The organism is Variovorax trehalosi (assembly GCF_051216415.1).
Lineage (GTDB): Bacteria > Pseudomonadota > Gammaproteobacteria > Burkholderiales > Burkholderiaceae_C > Variovorax.
The window spans coordinates 268,846-284,158 of sequence record NZ_JBPJZG010000008.1 but is presented as its reverse complement, the minus strand read 5'-3'; the positions used below and the strand labels follow the sequence as shown (position 1 = coordinate 284,158).

General features: G+C 65.7%; 13 protein-coding genes and 1 pseudogene. 5 read left to right on the top strand and 9 right to left on the bottom strand.

The window, feature by feature from the left end; genetic code table 11:
• The 3 genes and pseudogenes from ACSFA7_RS27885 to ACSFA7_RS27875 form a co-directional block, all read right to left on the bottom strand.
• Positions 1–133, bottom strand: a pseudogene (locus tag ACSFA7_RS27885) (ABC transporter permease); the annotation flags it as partial.
• The gene (locus ACSFA7_RS27880) at positions 133–1,389 is read right to left on the bottom strand and encodes a lactonase family protein (RefSeq protein ID WP_435502348.1); all 1,257 of its coding nucleotides are present in this window, start codon (positions 1,387–1,389) and stop codon (positions 133–135) included. The pseudogene ACSFA7_RS27885 and the gene ACSFA7_RS27880, both read right to left, overlap by 1 nt.
• A gap of 15 nt (positions 1,390–1,404) precedes the next feature.
• On the bottom strand, positions 1,405–2,988 hold the full coding sequence (locus ACSFA7_RS27875; protein WP_435502347.1) for an ABC transporter substrate-binding protein: 1,584 nt from the start codon (positions 2,986–2,988) through the stop codon (positions 1,405–1,407).
• A gap of 192 nt (positions 2,989–3,180) precedes the next feature.
• Here ACSFA7_RS27875 and ACSFA7_RS27870 point away from each other — a divergent pair, with 192 nt between their 5' ends.
• Entirely contained in the window at positions 3,181–3,570 is a 390-nt protein-coding gene (locus tag ACSFA7_RS27870) for a RidA family protein (protein WP_176660431.1), read from the top strand.
• On the opposite strand, the gene ACSFA7_RS27865 is transcribed toward ACSFA7_RS27870, so the two are convergent.
• A complete protein-coding gene (locus ACSFA7_RS27865; protein WP_435502346.1) occupies positions 3,571–3,945 on the bottom strand; it encodes an ankyrin repeat domain-containing protein in 375 nt (124 codons plus the stop codon). It lies immediately after the preceding gene.
• A gap of 141 nt (positions 3,946–4,086) precedes the next feature.
• Here ACSFA7_RS27865 and ACSFA7_RS27860 point away from each other — a divergent pair, with 141 nt between their 5' ends.
• The gene (locus tag ACSFA7_RS27860; RefSeq protein WP_435502345.1) at positions 4,087–5,919 is read left to right on the top strand and encodes an amidase; all 1,833 of its coding nucleotides are present in this window, start codon (positions 4,087–4,089) and stop codon (positions 5,917–5,919) included.
• 12 nt (positions 5,920–5,931) lie between these two features.
• On the opposite strand, the gene ACSFA7_RS27855 is transcribed toward ACSFA7_RS27860, so the two are convergent.
• Positions 5,932–6,525, bottom strand: a complete 594-nt coding sequence (locus ACSFA7_RS27855; protein ID WP_435502344.1) for an ATP-dependent Clp protease proteolytic subunit — start codon at positions 6,523–6,525, stop codon at positions 5,932–5,934.
• 85 nt (positions 6,526–6,610) lie between these two features.
• On the opposite strand from ACSFA7_RS27855, the gene ACSFA7_RS27850 reads away from it, so the two are divergent.
• Entirely contained in the window at positions 6,611–7,384 is a 774-nt protein-coding gene (locus tag ACSFA7_RS27850) for a sigma-70 family RNA polymerase sigma factor (protein WP_435502343.1), read from the top strand.
• A 126-nt stretch (positions 7,385–7,510) separates the two neighbouring features.
• Here ACSFA7_RS27850 and lolD read toward each other — a convergent pair whose 3' ends face one another.
• The gene (lolD, locus tag ACSFA7_RS27845; RefSeq protein WP_435502342.1) at positions 7,511–8,188 is read right to left on the bottom strand and encodes a lipoprotein-releasing ABC transporter ATP-binding protein LolD; all 678 of its coding nucleotides are present in this window, start codon (positions 8,186–8,188) and stop codon (positions 7,511–7,513) included.
• Entirely contained in the window at positions 8,181–9,437 is a 1,257-nt protein-coding gene (locus ACSFA7_RS27840) for a lipoprotein-releasing ABC transporter permease subunit (RefSeq protein WP_042581755.1), read from the bottom strand. Before ACSFA7_RS27840 ends, lolD begins: the two co-directional genes overlap by 8 nt.
• Before the next feature lie 145 nt (positions 9,438–9,582).
• On the opposite strand from ACSFA7_RS27840, the gene ACSFA7_RS27835 reads away from it, so the two are divergent.
• On the top strand, positions 9,583–10,548 hold the full coding sequence (locus tag ACSFA7_RS27835; RefSeq protein ID WP_435502341.1) for a hypothetical protein: 966 nt from the start codon (positions 9,583–9,585) through the stop codon (positions 10,546–10,548).
• Complete coding sequence (gene recJ / locus ACSFA7_RS27830; protein WP_435502340.1) at positions 10,545–12,266, top strand: single-stranded-DNA-specific exonuclease RecJ; 1,722 nt, start codon at positions 10,545–10,547, stop codon at positions 12,264–12,266. The genes ACSFA7_RS27835 and recJ overlap by 4 nt, the downstream gene beginning before the upstream one ends.
• Positions 12,267–13,028: 762 nt before the next feature.
• On the opposite strand, the gene ACSFA7_RS27825 is transcribed toward recJ, so the two are convergent.
• Both ACSFA7_RS27825 and ACSFA7_RS27820 read right to left on the bottom strand, forming a co-directional pair.
• Positions 13,029–14,483: a sensor histidine kinase gene (locus ACSFA7_RS27825; protein ID WP_435502339.1), complete on the bottom strand. Its 1,455-nt coding sequence runs from the start codon at positions 14,481–14,483 to the stop codon at positions 13,029–13,031.
• The gene (locus ACSFA7_RS27820; protein WP_435502338.1) at positions 14,470–15,114 is read right to left on the bottom strand and encodes a response regulator transcription factor; all 645 of its coding nucleotides are present in this window, start codon (positions 15,112–15,114) and stop codon (positions 14,470–14,472) included. Before ACSFA7_RS27820 ends, ACSFA7_RS27825 begins: the two co-directional genes overlap by 14 nt.
• Between the last annotated feature and the right edge of the window lie 199 nt (positions 15,115–15,313).

Sequence of the window (15,313 nt, the reverse complement as noted above, 5' to 3'; positions counted from 1 at the left end):
CGCCCAGCAGCACCGAGACCGGGTCGCCCGATGCGGCGCGTGTGAGCACGAAGACCAGCACCGCCACGATGGCGAGCACCACGAGCATGCCGCCCGCGCGCGAGGCGATGTAGCGAAGCGAAGCACTTTTCATCACGACGAGAACTCGATGGCCGCTGCGCTGCCGACGGCCACGTACTGGCCGGTGAACTGGATGTCGCCCTTCTTCACGCGGAAGACCGTGACGTTGTCGCCCTGCTTGTTGTGGCACACGTAGAGGAAGCGCCCACTCGGATCGAGCGTGCAGCTGCGCGGGTAGTTGCCGCGCGTCCACTCCTCGCGCACGAGCGTGGGGGCGCCGGTGCGGGCGTCGATCCTGAAGAGCGAGATCGAATCGTGCAGACGGTTCAGCGACACGAAATGCTGGCCGTCCGGCAGCATGCGGATGCCCGAGGCGTAGCTCGTGCCCTTGAAGCCCTGCGGCAGCGCCGAGGTTTCGCTCACCAGCGTGAGCACGCCGGTGGCGCCGTCGTAGCGCATGAAGGCGATGGTCGAGGCCTCTTCGTTCACGAGGTAGAGCCACTTGCCGTTCGGGTGAAAGACGAAGTGGCGTGCGCCCGAGCTTTCGGACACGGCGACCGTGCTCGGCTGGCTCAGCACGCCGGTCTTGCGGTCGAAGCGGTACGAGATCACGCGGTCGAGGCCAAGGTCCGCGACCAGCACGAAGTTGCCGGTCGGGTCGCTGTGCACCATGTGCGCGTGCGGGCCGTCGTGGTCGCTGGTGGCAAAGCCTTCGTGCGAACGGGCCGCGGCGGGCACCACGTCGGCGCCCGGCTTGCAGGGGGTGGCGCCGCAGGCGGCCACGTCCTTGTAGACGACGGCGGCAGCATCCGAATCGAAGCCGCCGTCGGTGCGCAGCGCGATCACGCTGACGTCGCCGCTTGCGTAGTTGGCGGTGAAGAGAAAGCGGCCATCGGGATGCACGCTGACGTACGCCGGGTCCTTGCCGCCGCAGGCCATCTCGGCCACGAACGACAGCGCGCCGTCGGCACCGATGCGGAAGGCCGAGACCGAGCCGGCCTCAAACTCGTTGGCCGCATAGAGCATCGGCAGCTTCGGGTGCCGCGCGAGCGATGCGGGGTTGCGCAGCTTGGCGTTGTCGCCCGTGCTCGCCACCGCAGGCGGCGCGCCGGGAATGGGCTTGAGCGCGCCGGTCGAGCCGTCCACCACGAACTGGTGGACGCCGAGGCCGCGCCCGCCGCGCCATGGCTTGCCGCCATCGCTGTAGGTGCCGACGTAGGCGTAGACAGGGCCGGACGTTGCGGCCTGTGCGGTGGAGGTCGTGAGACCCAAGGCTCCGAGGCCGGAGGCCAGTGCGCTGGCTTGCAGAAGTTGGCGACGCGATGGCATGGCTGCGGCTCCTGCTTACTTGATCTTCGCGTTCCAGAAGAACGGCCAGGTCGCAGGCTGGTAGTTGTCCAGCGCCGGGCTCTTCGCCGAGAGGCCGTTGAACTTGCCGACGTTGATGTACGGCACCTCGTCATAGACGACCTGCTGCACCTTGCCCCACAGCGCGCCGCGCTTGGCGGGGTCGCTCTCGACGTTGAAGGCCTGCAGCGCCGACTTCTTGGCGGGCGTGTCCCACCAGCCGGGGGCGCCGTCACCCAGTTGCGGCGGCGAGAGCATCGGCTCGGGGAACTGGCCCGAGTGGGTCACGTAGATGTCCCAGAGCTTCGAATCGTTGCGGCGCTGCACCAGCGTGGCCCAGTCGACCACATTCAGGTCGACCTTGAAGCCGGCGCGCTTGAGCTGCTCGGCCATCAGCAGCGACATGTTGTAGTGGAAGTCGTACTGGCGGCTCGTGAGCACGCGGATCGGGTCGCCCTTGTAGCCGGCCTTGGCGGCGGCTTCCTTGGCCTTGGTTGCGTTGCGCTCGTTGTAGAGCGTGACGCCGGCCGTCGAGTAGAACGGCGAGCCCTTGGGGAAGTGATTGCCTTCGGCCACGAAGAAGCGCGTGTCGCCGAAGCCGGCCGCGAGCATTTCGCCTTCGCCAAGCGCGGACTGGATCGCCTGGCGCACGGCCTGGTTGGAAGCCACGCCTTCCTTGGTGTTGAGCACGAGGTAGGGGAAGCCGAACGACGGCGTCATGATCGGCACGGTCTTGCCGCCCGACTTTTCGAGGCGCGGCAGGGCTTCGACCGGCAGCAGGTCGGCAAAGTCGTACTGGCCGGCGAGCGCACCCTCCACGCGCGTGCTGGCGTTGGGCACGGGCACGAAGCGCAGCTCTTCAATCGCTGCTTCGCGCTTGCCGCCGTAGCCGCTCGCGGGCTCCTTGCGCGCGGCGTACTTGTCGAAGCGGGTGAGCAGCACGAACTGGTCGGGGCGGCGCTCCTTGAACTTGTAGGGGCCGGTGCCCACGAACTCCTTCAGCGGCGAGGCGATCGAGTCCTTGGCCATGATCGCGGCCATGCCGCTGGGCAGCGCGAGCTGCGAGAGCAGCGGCGCATACGGCGCCTTCAGCACGATCTCCACGCCCAGCGGGCCCTTGGCCTTCAAGCTTTCGATTTCCTTGCCCACGGCCTTGCCGCGCGGCGACTGGTCCATCCAGCGCTGCAGGCTCGCCACCACATCGTCGGCGTTGAGTTCGCGGCCGTTGTGCAGCATCACGCCGCGGCGCAATGTGATGGCGTAGGTCTTGCCGTCGGCGGAGATCTTCGGCATGGTCTCGGCCAGCATCGGCACCACATTCCACTTGGCATCGAAGGTGTAGAGCGTCTCGTACACGTGCTGCATGATGGTTCCGACCAGGTCGGCCGTGGAGGCCATCGGGTCGAGCGTCTGTGGCTCGGCCACCATCGCGAGCGTGGCGAAGTTGCGCGGCCCCTGGGCATGCGCCTGCTGGTGCGGCAGCGCGGCGCACAGCATCGCGAGCAGGGAGGCACCCAGCAGACTGCGCTTCGACAGCTTGGGCAGGCGCTGGACAAGACCGGCGTGGGCGGCATGGGGCATGGAGAACTCCTTCGTGGGGTCGGGCAGGGTTTGTGAAAGAAATTTTCTTTTCGGCCCGGACTTTGAAGCAGTATTCATGCCAAATCATCCGTGTTAACCCTTGTTCGAGGGTTATTTTGAAATAGATTTTCAGATTGGATCGATACTTGCGATCCGTTTCCCTTTCACTTCTCTCATTTCAGGAGTCCTCCCATGCCCCTCGAATACCTCGGCGCCCCGCCCGTCGCCTCGGACCGTCAGGCCCGCCCCTTCTCCCCGGCCGTGCGCGCGGGCGACTTCATCTACGTGTCGGGCCAGGTGCCCGCCAATGCCGACGGCGAGATCGTGGTGGGCGGCATCGAGGCGCAGACGCGCCAGGTGATGGAAAACCTGAAGAAGGTGCTCGCGCTGGCCGGCGCCACGCTCGACGACGTGTGCAAGAGCACCGTGTGGCTGCACGACGCGCGCGACTTTGGTGCCTTCAACCGCATCTACATGAGCTACTTCGGCGAGAACAAGCCGGCACGCTCGACCACCGAGGCGCGGCTGATGGTCGATGCGAAGGTCGAGATCGACGTGGTGGCTTACAAGCCCAAGGCCTGATCAGGATGCGTCGCGCAGCAGCGCGATGACATCGCTCTGTTTCTTCTCGAACGCGAGATCGAAGGCGGTGCGCCCGCTGCTGTCTTTCAGTGCCTTGTCGGCCCCATGGATGACCAGCGTGCGCACGGTGTCGTAGTGGCCGCGAACCGCTGCTTCCATCAATGCGGTACGGCCGTTGGCCTGGCGTGCATCGGGATCGGCGCCCTTCTCGAGCAACACCGTTACCGCCTGCGCCTGGCCCAGGCTCGCGGCCTGCACGATGTTCGGCACGGCCGCCTGCCCTTGTGCGGGTGCCTGCGCTGCGGCCCATGGTGCGGCAGTACAACCCATCAGTGCCACCAAGGCGTGGATAGGCAGGGTCTTGAGCGGGTTCATGGCGCGTCCTTGAAATCGATATCGCGAATGGCTTGGAATGCAGGAGAGTTCGAGCAAAGGGCATGCCACGGCTGAAAGCCGCACGGCATGTTGGCATGGATGCTGCGTTGCCGGCGTGTCAAACCACTCCGACATTCACCGATGACTCCATCGCCAGTGCGCCACACATTCCTTGCCCTCGCCTCTTCATCTTCATCTCGCGCCACTCGCCTCGCCTGCAGCGTTGTCTTCTGCGCCGTGCTGGCCGCATGCGGTGGCGGCAGCAGCGGCTTCTCTTTCATTCCTTCCGCCGGCACGGGCACTGCGCCAGTCGCGCCCGCGCCGGAGCCCGGCGATGCCGTGGTGCTGCAGCCCGATCGCAAACCATTCCCCCTGGTCGAAGCCACCGTCGAAGGCTTTCACGCGGCCATGCGCAAGGGTGAAGTCTCTTGCCGCGATGTCGTGCAGGGCTACCTCGATCGCATCGCGGCCTTCGATGCCGATGCATCGGCCGCATACCCCGACAGCCCCGGCCTGCACAGCGTGATCGCCGTCAACCCGGCGGCGCTCACGCGGGCCGACGAACTCGACCGACAGTTCTTCAAGACCGGCCAGATGATCGGCCCGATGCATTGCGTGACGGTGCTTGCGAAGGACAACATCGACACCTACGACATGAAGACCACGGCCGGCTCGCTCGTGCTGGCAAACAACCAGCCGCCCGACGACGCCTACATCCTGCGCAAGATCCGCGAGGCCGGCGGCATCGTCATCGGCAAGGCCAACCTCGACGAATTCGCCTTCGGCTTCACGGGCAGTTCGTCGGTCGGCGGCAAGACCAGGAATGCCTACATCCCGGCCAACAGCGCGGGCGGCTCGTCGTCCGGCACCGGCACTTCCATCGCCGCGAGCCTGGCGATGCTGGGGCTGGGCACCGACACCGGCGGCTCTGTGCGTGTGCCATCGGCAGTCGAAGGCCTCTACGGCCTGCGCCCGACCTTGCGGCTCGTGAGCCAGGACGGCATCGTGCCGCTGGCCCATGGCCAGGACACCGCCGGCCCCCTGTGCCGCCAGGTGCAGGACTGCGCACTGGTGCTAGACGCCATGGCCGGCTTCGACGCCGCGCCCGGCAGCGGCCAGCGCATCGCCAAGGCCTGGGATGCCCCGTTGGTGGCCAGTGCCGCCGCCTACGCATCGATGACGCTGCAGCCCGCCACCTACGCCGCGTCGCTGAAGGCCGATGGCTTGAAGGGCGCACGCATCGGCGTCGTGCGCGCCATGTTCCCGACCGCGACCGCGGCCAACCAGCGCTTCCTGGACACGCTGAACGCGGCACTCGACCAGATGAAGGCCGCGGGCGCGGTGGTCGAGGATGTGCAGATCCCCGACCGGGCGACGATCCTGACCGGCTATGCGAGCCTGTCGTCCTACGAGTTCCGCGACAACCTCACCGAATACCTCGGCGGATGGACCTCGACGGCGGATGGCCATCCGCGCACGACCGAGGATGTGGCGATCGCCATGGACACGCTGGAACCCACGCGCGTGGCCAACTTCCGCTCGTACATCGCCTCGGGCACCAACAAGGAATCCAACCCGACGTACCAGAACAACCTGAAGCCGCGCGACGACTATGTGATTCCGCGCGTGACGGCGGCGCTCGACAACGTCGACTTCGTCACCAGCGCGAGCCTGGGAACGCCGTACGACGTGCTGGTCTATCCGGTGCTGCAGGGCTTCAACAGCACCAGCGTCAACTCGGGCTCCAACAACCGCCTGAGCCCCTTCACCGGCTTTCCGGCCCTGGCGTTCCCGGCCGGCTTCGCGAAGGCCACCGATGCGTCGAGCTCGGTCGAACCGGTGACCTTCGAGATGATCGGTCGTGCATTCGCCGAGCCCACGCTGTTCCGGCTGGCCTACGGCTGGCAGAACACCACCGCGGCGCGAATCCCCAGCCCGTTGGCACCGGAGCTGAAGCAGCCGCCCGGCGTTTGAGCGGCAGGAGGCTCAGGTCCGCAGCTCGGTCTTGCGCTGGATGATCCGCGAGACCAGCCCGTACGCCACCGCCTCCTCGGCCGAGAGCCAGCGGTCGCGCTCGATGTCGGCCAGCACCACGTCGATGGGCTTGCCGGTCTCGCGCGCAATCTCGTGCGCGATGCGCTGGCGGGCCTTGATGATTTCCTGCGCTTGAATGGCGATGTCGGTCGCCTGCCCGCCCGCACCGCCGCTGGGCTGGTGGATCAAAAAGCGCGTGTTCGGCAGGCACACGCGCCGCTCGCGCGGGGCCGCCAGGAACAGGTGCGTGGCGGCGCTGCCGACCCAGCCGGTGCCGATCATGTTCACCGGCGCGCCGATGAAACGCACGATGTCGTGGATCGCATCGCCCGACTCCAGGTGCCCGCCTGGCGAGCTCACGAGGATGTCGATGGGCTGCTGGTTGTCCGCGTCCAGCGCGATGAGCCGGCGCGTCACGTCGGCGGCCACCGCGTCGGTGATGCTGCCGAAGATCAAGAGCGTGCGCGATTTGAACGCCTTCTCCTCCAGGTAGGAGTTGCGCGGCTCGGCCGTGGCCGCGGGCTTGGTGTCGTCGTCGGTTTCCATGATGAAGAAGCACTCCTGTGGTTGAACTGTCTTGACGAACAAGCCCACAGTTTCGTGACATTCCGGCCTATGGCAAGCTGCGCCGATGCTCGATGAACGCTACCTGTCGCAGTTTCCGGCGCATCGCAGCCGGCTCGTCCGTGCCGCCGCACGCCTGCTCGGCAACACGGCCGAGGCCGAAGACCTGGTGCAGGACACCTACCTGCGCGCCCTCGAGGAAGTCAGGGAAGGCGACAGGCCCGCGCTCGACGCCGCGCAAGCCTGGCTGACCACCGTCATGCAGCACCTGGCCATCGACCGCTTGCGACGGCGCAACTGGATGCAGCGCTGGCTTCAGGATGCACAGGCGCTGGAGCCTGCGCCCGAGGCCGCTTCCATCGAAGCCAACGCCGCACTGGCGCAAGAGGTCGAACAGGCCTTGCGGCTGCTCGCCGCGCGACTGAGCCCCGCCGATGGCGCCGCGGTGCTGCTGCGCGAGGTGTTCGAAGCCAGCTTCAAGGAAATCGCCGAGGCCAGTGGCAAGACCGAGGCGGCGTGCCGGCAGCAACTGCATCGCGCATTGCTGCGGCTGAGGCAGGACCCCAAGGACACGGAAGATGGAGGACCGGAAGCGGTCTTCCATGCGTACCGGCAGGCACTGCATGACTGCGATGCGCGAACCCTGTTCGCGATGCTGCGGCAGCCACCGGCGCGTGCGCTTGCCATGTCGGCTGCAACGGCACCCAGCTCCGGTGCGCCGCGTGTGGTGTGCCAGGTGATGCAGATCGGCGGACGGCTCGGCCTCGTGCTGACCCTGGGCGGGAAGGTGCTGTGCGTGCTGCCGCTGGATGCGCCACAGACCGAAGAAGCGTTGCATTAGCTCCTTCCCCCTCTGGGGGAAGGTTGGAATGGGGGCACGCGCGGCCTCTAAGGCTGCATGGCGTTGAATGCCGCTGAGCCCCCACCCCTGCCCTCCCCCAGAGGGGGAGGGAGAAAGATAAAAAGCTCAGCCCGCCAAGCGCCCCGCCACCAACTGCAGCACGCGATCGCAGCGCTTGGCCAGCTCCTGGTCGTGCGTGACCATCACGAAGGCCGTGCCATGCCGATGCGCCAGGTCGAGCATCAGCTCGAACACCGTGTCGGCCGTGCTGCGGTCCAGGTTGCCCGTCGGCTCGTCGGCCAGCACGCAAGCGGGCTGCGTGACCAGCGCCCGCGCGATCGCCACGCGCTGGCGCTCGCCGCCCGACAACTCGGCCGGACGGTGATGAAGACGCTCGCCCAACCCGACACTGCCAAGGATCTTCGCGGCCGCCTGTGCAGCCTGCGACGATTCGACGCGGCGGATCTTCAGCGGCATCGCCACGTTGTCGAGCGCACTGAATTCGGGCAGCAGGTGATGGAACTGGTAGACGAAGCCAAGGTGCTGGTTGCGCAGCCGCCCCTGCTCCGCGGCATCCGCATGCGCGATGTCCTTGCCCAGCAGCTCGACCTTGCCCGCGGTCGGTGAATCGAGTCCGCCCATCAGGTGCAGCAGCGTGCTCTTGCCCGAGCCCGAAGCACCGACGATGGCCAGCGTTTCGCCGGCATGCACGTCGAGGTCCACGCCGTGCAGCACGGTGAGGTCGATGCGCCCTTCCTGGAATCGCTTGGTGAGGCCACGCGCCTTCAATACCACTTCACTCATAGCGCAATGCCTCGGCAGGGTTCACCCGGCTGGCGCGCCAGCTCGGGTACAGCGTTGCAAGGAACGCGAGGATGAGGGAAATGATCGCGATGGGCATGATGTCGCTTTGCTGCGGGTCGCTCGGCATCTTGCTGATCAGGTAGATGTCCTTGGGCAGGAAGCTCGCGTGGAAGAGCTGTTCGAGGAAGGGCACGATCACGTCGATGTTGTAGGCGATGCCCAGGCCCAGCAGGAGGCCCGCCACGGTGCCGATCACGCCCACCATCGCGCCCTGCACCACGAAGATGCCCATGATGCTGCGCGGCGAGCTGCCCAGCGTGCGCAGGATGGCGATGTCAGCGCGCTTGTCGGTCACCGTCATCACGAGCGTGGAGACGAGGTTGAAGGCCGCCACCGCCACGATCAGCGTGAGGATGATGAACATCATGCGTTTCTCGACCTGCACGGCCGCGAACCAGGTCTTGTTCTGGCGCGTCCAGTCGCGGATCAGGAATTCGCCCGGCAGGCTCACGGCCAGCTGGTCGGCCACGTCGCGGGCCTCGTTCAGGTCCTTGAGCTTGAGGCGAATACCGGTCGGGCCTTCGAGGCGGAACACCTTGGCCGCGTCCTGCTCGTGCACCATCGCGAGCGCCGAGTCGTACTCGTAGTGGCCCGAATCGAAAGTGCCCACCACGGTGAACTGCTTCAGTCGCGGCACCACGCCAGCCGGCGTGACCTGGCCGCCCGGTGCCACCAGCGTGACCTTGTCGCCCGGCTGCACGAACATCGAGCGCGCAAGCTCGATGCCCAGCACGATGCCGAATTCGCCCGGCACCAGCTTGTCGAAGGTGCCCTTGCTTGCGATGCCGCCGGTGTCGGTGACCTCGGGTTCGAGCTTGGGGTCGATGCCCCGGACGATCGCGCCCTTCATGTCCTCGCCGCGCGCGATCAGCGCCTGCGTGTTGATGAAGGGGGCCGCGCCGATGACCTCGGGGTTCTTGCGCGCGGCGGCCATGATTTCGTCCAGGCTCTGCAGCGCCTGGCCGTCGCGCGAGAAGATCTCGATGTGCGACACCACGCCGAGCATGCGGTCGCGCACCTCTTTCTGGAAGCCGTTCATCACACTGAGCACAATGATCAACGCCGCCACGCCCAATGCGATGCCAAGCATCGACACACCGGAGATGAAGGAGATGAAGCCGTTGCGCCGCGTCGCCCGGCCTGCGCGCGTGTAGCGCCAGCCGAGCTGCAGTTCATAAGGGAGTCGCATCAAATTTCCTGCCGAGCCGCCTCAAAGGAAATTTGCCCGCCCTTGGGGGGCAGCGAATACACGAAGTGAGGAGCGAGGGGGTAGGTCATATACGGCGGAATTGTGGCATCCCGAAACGTTTGGGGGCTTCCGGGACAATAGAGGGATGGCCGAACACCCCCCACGTCACTTGTTGATCCCCTTCGCCGGCCGCGGTTCCCCGGCGTGCCGCGCGGCATTGCCGGCACTCAAACTCCCGAACCTCGAATCCCTGCTCTCCCGGCTCGCCCTCGCCGACACCGACTCACAAGACGAAAGCACGCGCTCGCCTCCGCACGAAAGGGCGCTCGCCAAGGCGCTGGGCATTTCCGCCGCCGACGGCTGCATCCCCTGGGCCGCGCTCGAAGCCCGGCAGGCCAGCCTCGCTACCCCCGACGACAGTGAAGGCTGGGGCGTCGTCACGCTGTGCAACTGGCAGGTCGGTATCGACGATGTGGCACTGGGCGATCCGGCCGCCATCGAGATCGACGCCGCCGAATCGGCCGCGCTGCTGGACGTCGCCCGGCCGTTCTTCGAAGAAGACGGCATCGCGCTGCACGCCTCCCCCACGCCGGGCCGCTGGCTCGCCCGCGCGCGCATCTTCGACGGCCTCGCCACCGCCTCCATCGACCGGGCGGTGGGCTATCCGATTTCGCAGTGGTCGCCGCTGGGCGACTCGGCCCGGCCGCTGCGCCGCCTGCAGAACGAGATGCAGATGCTGCTCTACACGCAGCGCGTGAACGACGACCGCGCCGCGCGCGGCGTGCCGCCAATCAACTCCTTCTGGCTCAGCGGCACCGGCGCCTTGAAAGGCGTCGTCGCACCGACAGCCCCCGCGCCAACCGTGAGCGACACCCTCCGCGTGGCCGCCCTGCGCGACGACGGCGCGGGCTGGGCCGAGGCCTGGCAGGCGCTGGACGCGAGCGAGATCGCCTCGATGCTGGCCGACTACACGCGCGGCGCCGACGTGGCGCTCACGCTCTGCGGCGACCGTGGCGCGCAGCGCTACACGGTGCAGCAGCGCGGCCTCGCACGCTGGGCGAAGAGCCTGTTCGACCGCACGCGCGCCGCCACGGTGCTGGAGTCGCTGTGAAGATCATCGCCCGCGACATTCCCCCACGCACCGTCTGGGCCCTTGAGCAGGCGGGCGTGCACCCGCTGCTCGCACGCCTCTTTGCCGCACGCGGCGTGATGGCCAAGGACGAGCTCGACGACGGCCTCGCCCGCCTGCTGCTTCCCGACACCCTGCGCGGCACGCGCGAAGCCGCCGTGCTGCTGGCCGACGCGATGGCGCTCGACAAGCGCCTGTGCATCGTCGCCGACTACGACTGCGACGGCGCCACCGCCTGCGCGGTCGGCGTGCGGGGCTTGCGCCTGCTGGGCGCAAAGAACGTGAGCTACCTCGTGCCCGATCGCGTGGTGGATGGTTACGGCCTCACGCCGCCGATTGCCGAGCGCGTGGCCGACAGCGGCGCCGACATGCTGATCACCGTCGACAACGGCATTGCCAGCGTCGAAGGCGTGGCGGCTGCGAAAGCGCGCGGCCTGCAGGTGCTGGTGACCGACCACCATTTGCCCGGCCCCGAACTGCCGATCGCCGACGTGCTCGTCAACCCGAACCAGCCCGGCTGCGAGTTCGAGAGCAAGAGCATCGCGGGCGTCGGCGTCATGTTCTACGTGCTGCTCGCGCTGCGCTCCGAGTTGCGCGCACGCGGCGTGTTCGACGTGACGACACAGCCCAAGCTCGATGCGCTCTTGCCCCTGGTCGCGCTCGGCACCGTCGCCGACGTGGTGAAGCTGGACGCCAACAACCGCCGCCTCGTCGCACAGGGGCTGCGCCGCATCCGCGCGGGCGCGATGCCCGCCGGCGTGGCCGCGCTCTTCAAGGCCGCAGGCCGCACGGCTTCGGCCGCCACCACCTTCGACTTCGGCTTCGCCCTCGGCCCGCGCATCAATGCGGCGGGCCGGCTGGCCGACATGACGCTGGGCATCGAATGCCTGCTGACCGACGACGCCGGTCGCGCCGACGAGCTTGCCCGCATGCTCGACGGCATCAATCGCGAGCGGCGCGACATCGAGGGCGGCATGCGCGACCAGGCGCTGCTGCTGGCCGAATCGCTCTTCGCCACGGATGGCGAAGGCATCGAGGCCCCGCCGGCGGCCATCAGCGTGTTCGATGCGAACTTCCACGAAGGCGTGGTCGGCATCGTGGCCTCGCGCATCAAGGACCGCTTTCACCGGCCGACCTTCGTGTTCGCCGCAAGCGGTGCGCCGGGCAAGGAGCAGGAACTCAAGGGCTCGGGCCGGTCGATTCCGGGCTTTCACCTGCGCGATGCGCTGGACCTCGTGGCCAAGCGCCATCCGGGCGTGCTGCTGCGCTTCGGCGGGCATGCGATGGCGGCGGGCTGCACGGTGGCGCGCGAGCACTTCAAGACCTTCGAGCAGGCGCTTGCGCAAGTGGCGGGCGAATGGCTGGCGGCATCGGCGCTCACGCGCCAGATCGAGACCGACGGGCCGATCGCGCGCGAGTACATGCGCATCGACCTCGTGGACACGCTGCACCGCGAGGTGTGGGGCCAGGGCTTTGCGCCGCCGACCTTCAGCGAAGAGGTGGAGGTGGTGTCGCAGCGGCTGGTGGGCGAGAAGCACCTGGCGCTCAAGCTCAGGCACCAGGGCCAGCCGATCGATGCGATCTGGTTCAGCCACACCGAACCGTTGCCGCCCAAGGTGAAGCTCGCGTTCCGACTCGATGCAGACGAATGGCAGGGCGTGCGGCGCCTGCGCTTTCTGGTCGAGGGGGCGGAGTTCTAGAAGAAAAAAAGAGAAAAACCAGGGCCCTGCGGGTTACCTGATTGGAGGGGGGAGACTGCGTTTTGTCGCGCCGGCCGCCTTTTCACAGGCACGCACAAGCCGGCAGATGCAACCGGTCGAATGCTCGTTGGAGCACCGTTCGACGGGTTGCACCCGCGCTCCCCCGGAGTCATTGCACGTACAAAGACACCAACACGACAAACGCCCAGCTGTAGGCCACGACCACGCACAACCCCATGAGGAAGCCCTCCGCCCTGCGGCTGGCCTCCGTCGCACGGGAATGAGCAAGCAGCGTCTCCGAATTCCGAAGCAGCAGCCGGTCTATGTCCACAGCGTCACCCCCCCTCCTCACAGCACCTCCCTGATTCGCAAGCCGGCCCCATCGAAGCAATCGCTCCTCCATCCGTGGACAGAAAAAGTCGTCACGCTCCCTCCCAGGATCTGCGGTCGAGGCAGCCTGCATTGCGTTCCCTCCTGCGCCATTCGATGAAGCGCACGCCGTGGACTTTAGAGAAAACTGAATTTCAAACAACTAATGATTAATACCAGTCGCGGCGATCGGCGCAATTGCACCGCGGTGGAAAGCTCGATTTTTCATTTGGCGTAACACTTCCGTGTACGCGCCATTGCGCAACACCAGTGAATTCTGCGTATTCCCTCGGGGCCGGCCGTGGTGCAATGCCACGAAGCCATGGCAATGATCGGCAAGCAGATCACCGGAGCGCGCAAGTGCATCGGCAATTCTCCGATCAATTCGAGCTGTCAGGAATTGGCGGCCGTATTCGCCTCAATCACGAATTCCCTGGGGATGAGAATTCTGAAAAGTGTGCCGCGGCCCATCACGGATTTGACCTCGATACGGTAATTGAGGCGCGTGGCAAATCGCTTGACGATGGCCAGGCCCAAGCCCACGCCCTTGGTGCGGCCTTGATCACCGGGATCTTCCTGGTGAAAGGCGTCGAAAATCCGCTGCCGCGCCTCAGGCTTGATTCCGGGGCCCTGGTCCCAGATTTCGATGACTGCGCCCCTCGACGTTTTTCGGGCGCACACCAATACACCGCTTTTTGTGTATTTGAGCGCATTGGAAACGAGGTTTTCGAGCATGCGCAGCAGCATGGAGGCATCGGTGCCCACGGTGATTCGCGCCATGCGAAATCGCAATTGCACACCATGGCGCTCGGCGATTTTCTCGAAATGCAGATCGAGCTTTTGAAACAGGGACTGAATTTCCGTGGCCCGGATCTTCACCCCGGCATCGAGCGCCTCGATTCGTGCGAATTCGAGGATGCTGTTGATATAGACCTGAAGCGCATCGATTTCCTGCCCCAGGCGGTCCAGCGTCGATTCTGCGGATTGATTGATCTTGGTGGCCGCCCTGGCGGAGAGCACCCACAATTTCGCGGCATGCAAGCGCTGCTGAAAGTCGTGGCTGGCACCCGCAAAGAATTCCGAGCGTGTATCGAGCGTCTTGTACGCGATGTCCTTCAGTCTTTCGAGTTTGTCGTTGGCTATTTCGAGCTGATTCACCAATTGACTGGCTTCATGGGTGCGAGCGAGCAGATCGTTGAGCTGGCGAACGGCAATGAAAATATTCAGCCACAGCACGGCCAGCACACCCATGTCGAGCGCCACGATGACCGACAGGCTCGCGACGCCGTTGGAATACAGATTGGCGGAAAAAGCGCCCCACAGCAGGCCGTTGTAAAGAACCACGGCAATGGGCGTCACCGGCCACATGCCGGTCATCGACACGCTGATGCTCAGGAGGCCAATGCACATGATCAACACGCGCACCGTGAGCACTGGCCCCACGAACAAATGGATGGTCCAGATCCAGTACAGGCAGGCAATGACGATGATGACGATCGGGATCAGCTTCAACCCGAGGGATTTCTTGACGACCGCCGGCGGCAATTGCGTGAGCGGCCAGAAAAGCCCGACGCGAATCAGCCAGGTCACCACCGAGACCGCGAGCCAGGTCCACATCGATGCCGAATCCAGAATTGGCGCGCTCGCCTCCGCGACCAGAAGCCCGAAGATCGTGATCCAGTAAGCGACCTGCTGGACAAAGAATTGGCGCTCCGCCAGATGACGGTGCGCCAGCGTCGCGTGGATCAGGGAGCGGGAGAGCCGCCCCTGCTCTTCCATCAGCGATTCGTCGAGCGGCTCGCTCTTGTTGTTGGTGAAGCCCCGGCCAAGCTCCTCAAGCAGCCCCATCGCTGCTCCTCGTGGCGAAACCTGCCAGGAGCCCGAGTTGCAATGCCTTCTGGACCGCGTGCGCGCGCGATTTGACGCCCAGTGCTTCCATGGCGGAATCGATGTGGTAATTGACCGTTCCCGGGTGCAATGACAGCAATCGCGCGATTTCCTTGGTGGAGCGCCCCGCGCCGACGAATTCCAGGCATTGGCATTGGCGGTTGGTCAGACGGATCGCGCTCGGATCCGCGCCCAGATCAGGCAACTGCGGAAAAACCTTTTCGCCCGCAATGGCCTTGTCCAGGCTCGCCTCGAGCTCTTTGATTTCGATGGCCTTCAGGATGTAGCCCTGGAATCCGCTGGCCTTGGCCTGGGCGATGTAGTCCGCCCGGTGGGTGCCGGTCAGGATGCAGGTGAGCCCTTCCTTGCCCAGCTTCTTGATTTCCATGGCCAGCGAAAGGCCGACCGCGCCGGGCACGTCCAGGTCGAGCAGGATCAATCCCCAGCGGTGAGGAGTTGCCTTCAAAGCGAACAGCGCCTTTTCGGCGCTGTTGCAGACATCGATATTGGCGACGAGCGGACTTCGTGCAATCTTTTCCGCCGTCGCTTCCGACACCAGAGGTTGGTCTTCTATGAACAAGACGTTGATCATCGATTTTCTGTCCGGGATTTCTAGTTTTGCCGAATTGGAGATCAGCCTGGGCCGGTTCGCCCATTCCGCTACTTTACTAAAGATTACAAAGTCAACTGGGGAAAATAACTGGGGCCTGACACCCAGGGACCGGGCAATTTCCGCCAATGAATTGAATACTTTTTATTTATAAACTGACGCCTTCCATCGTTCTCCGAAT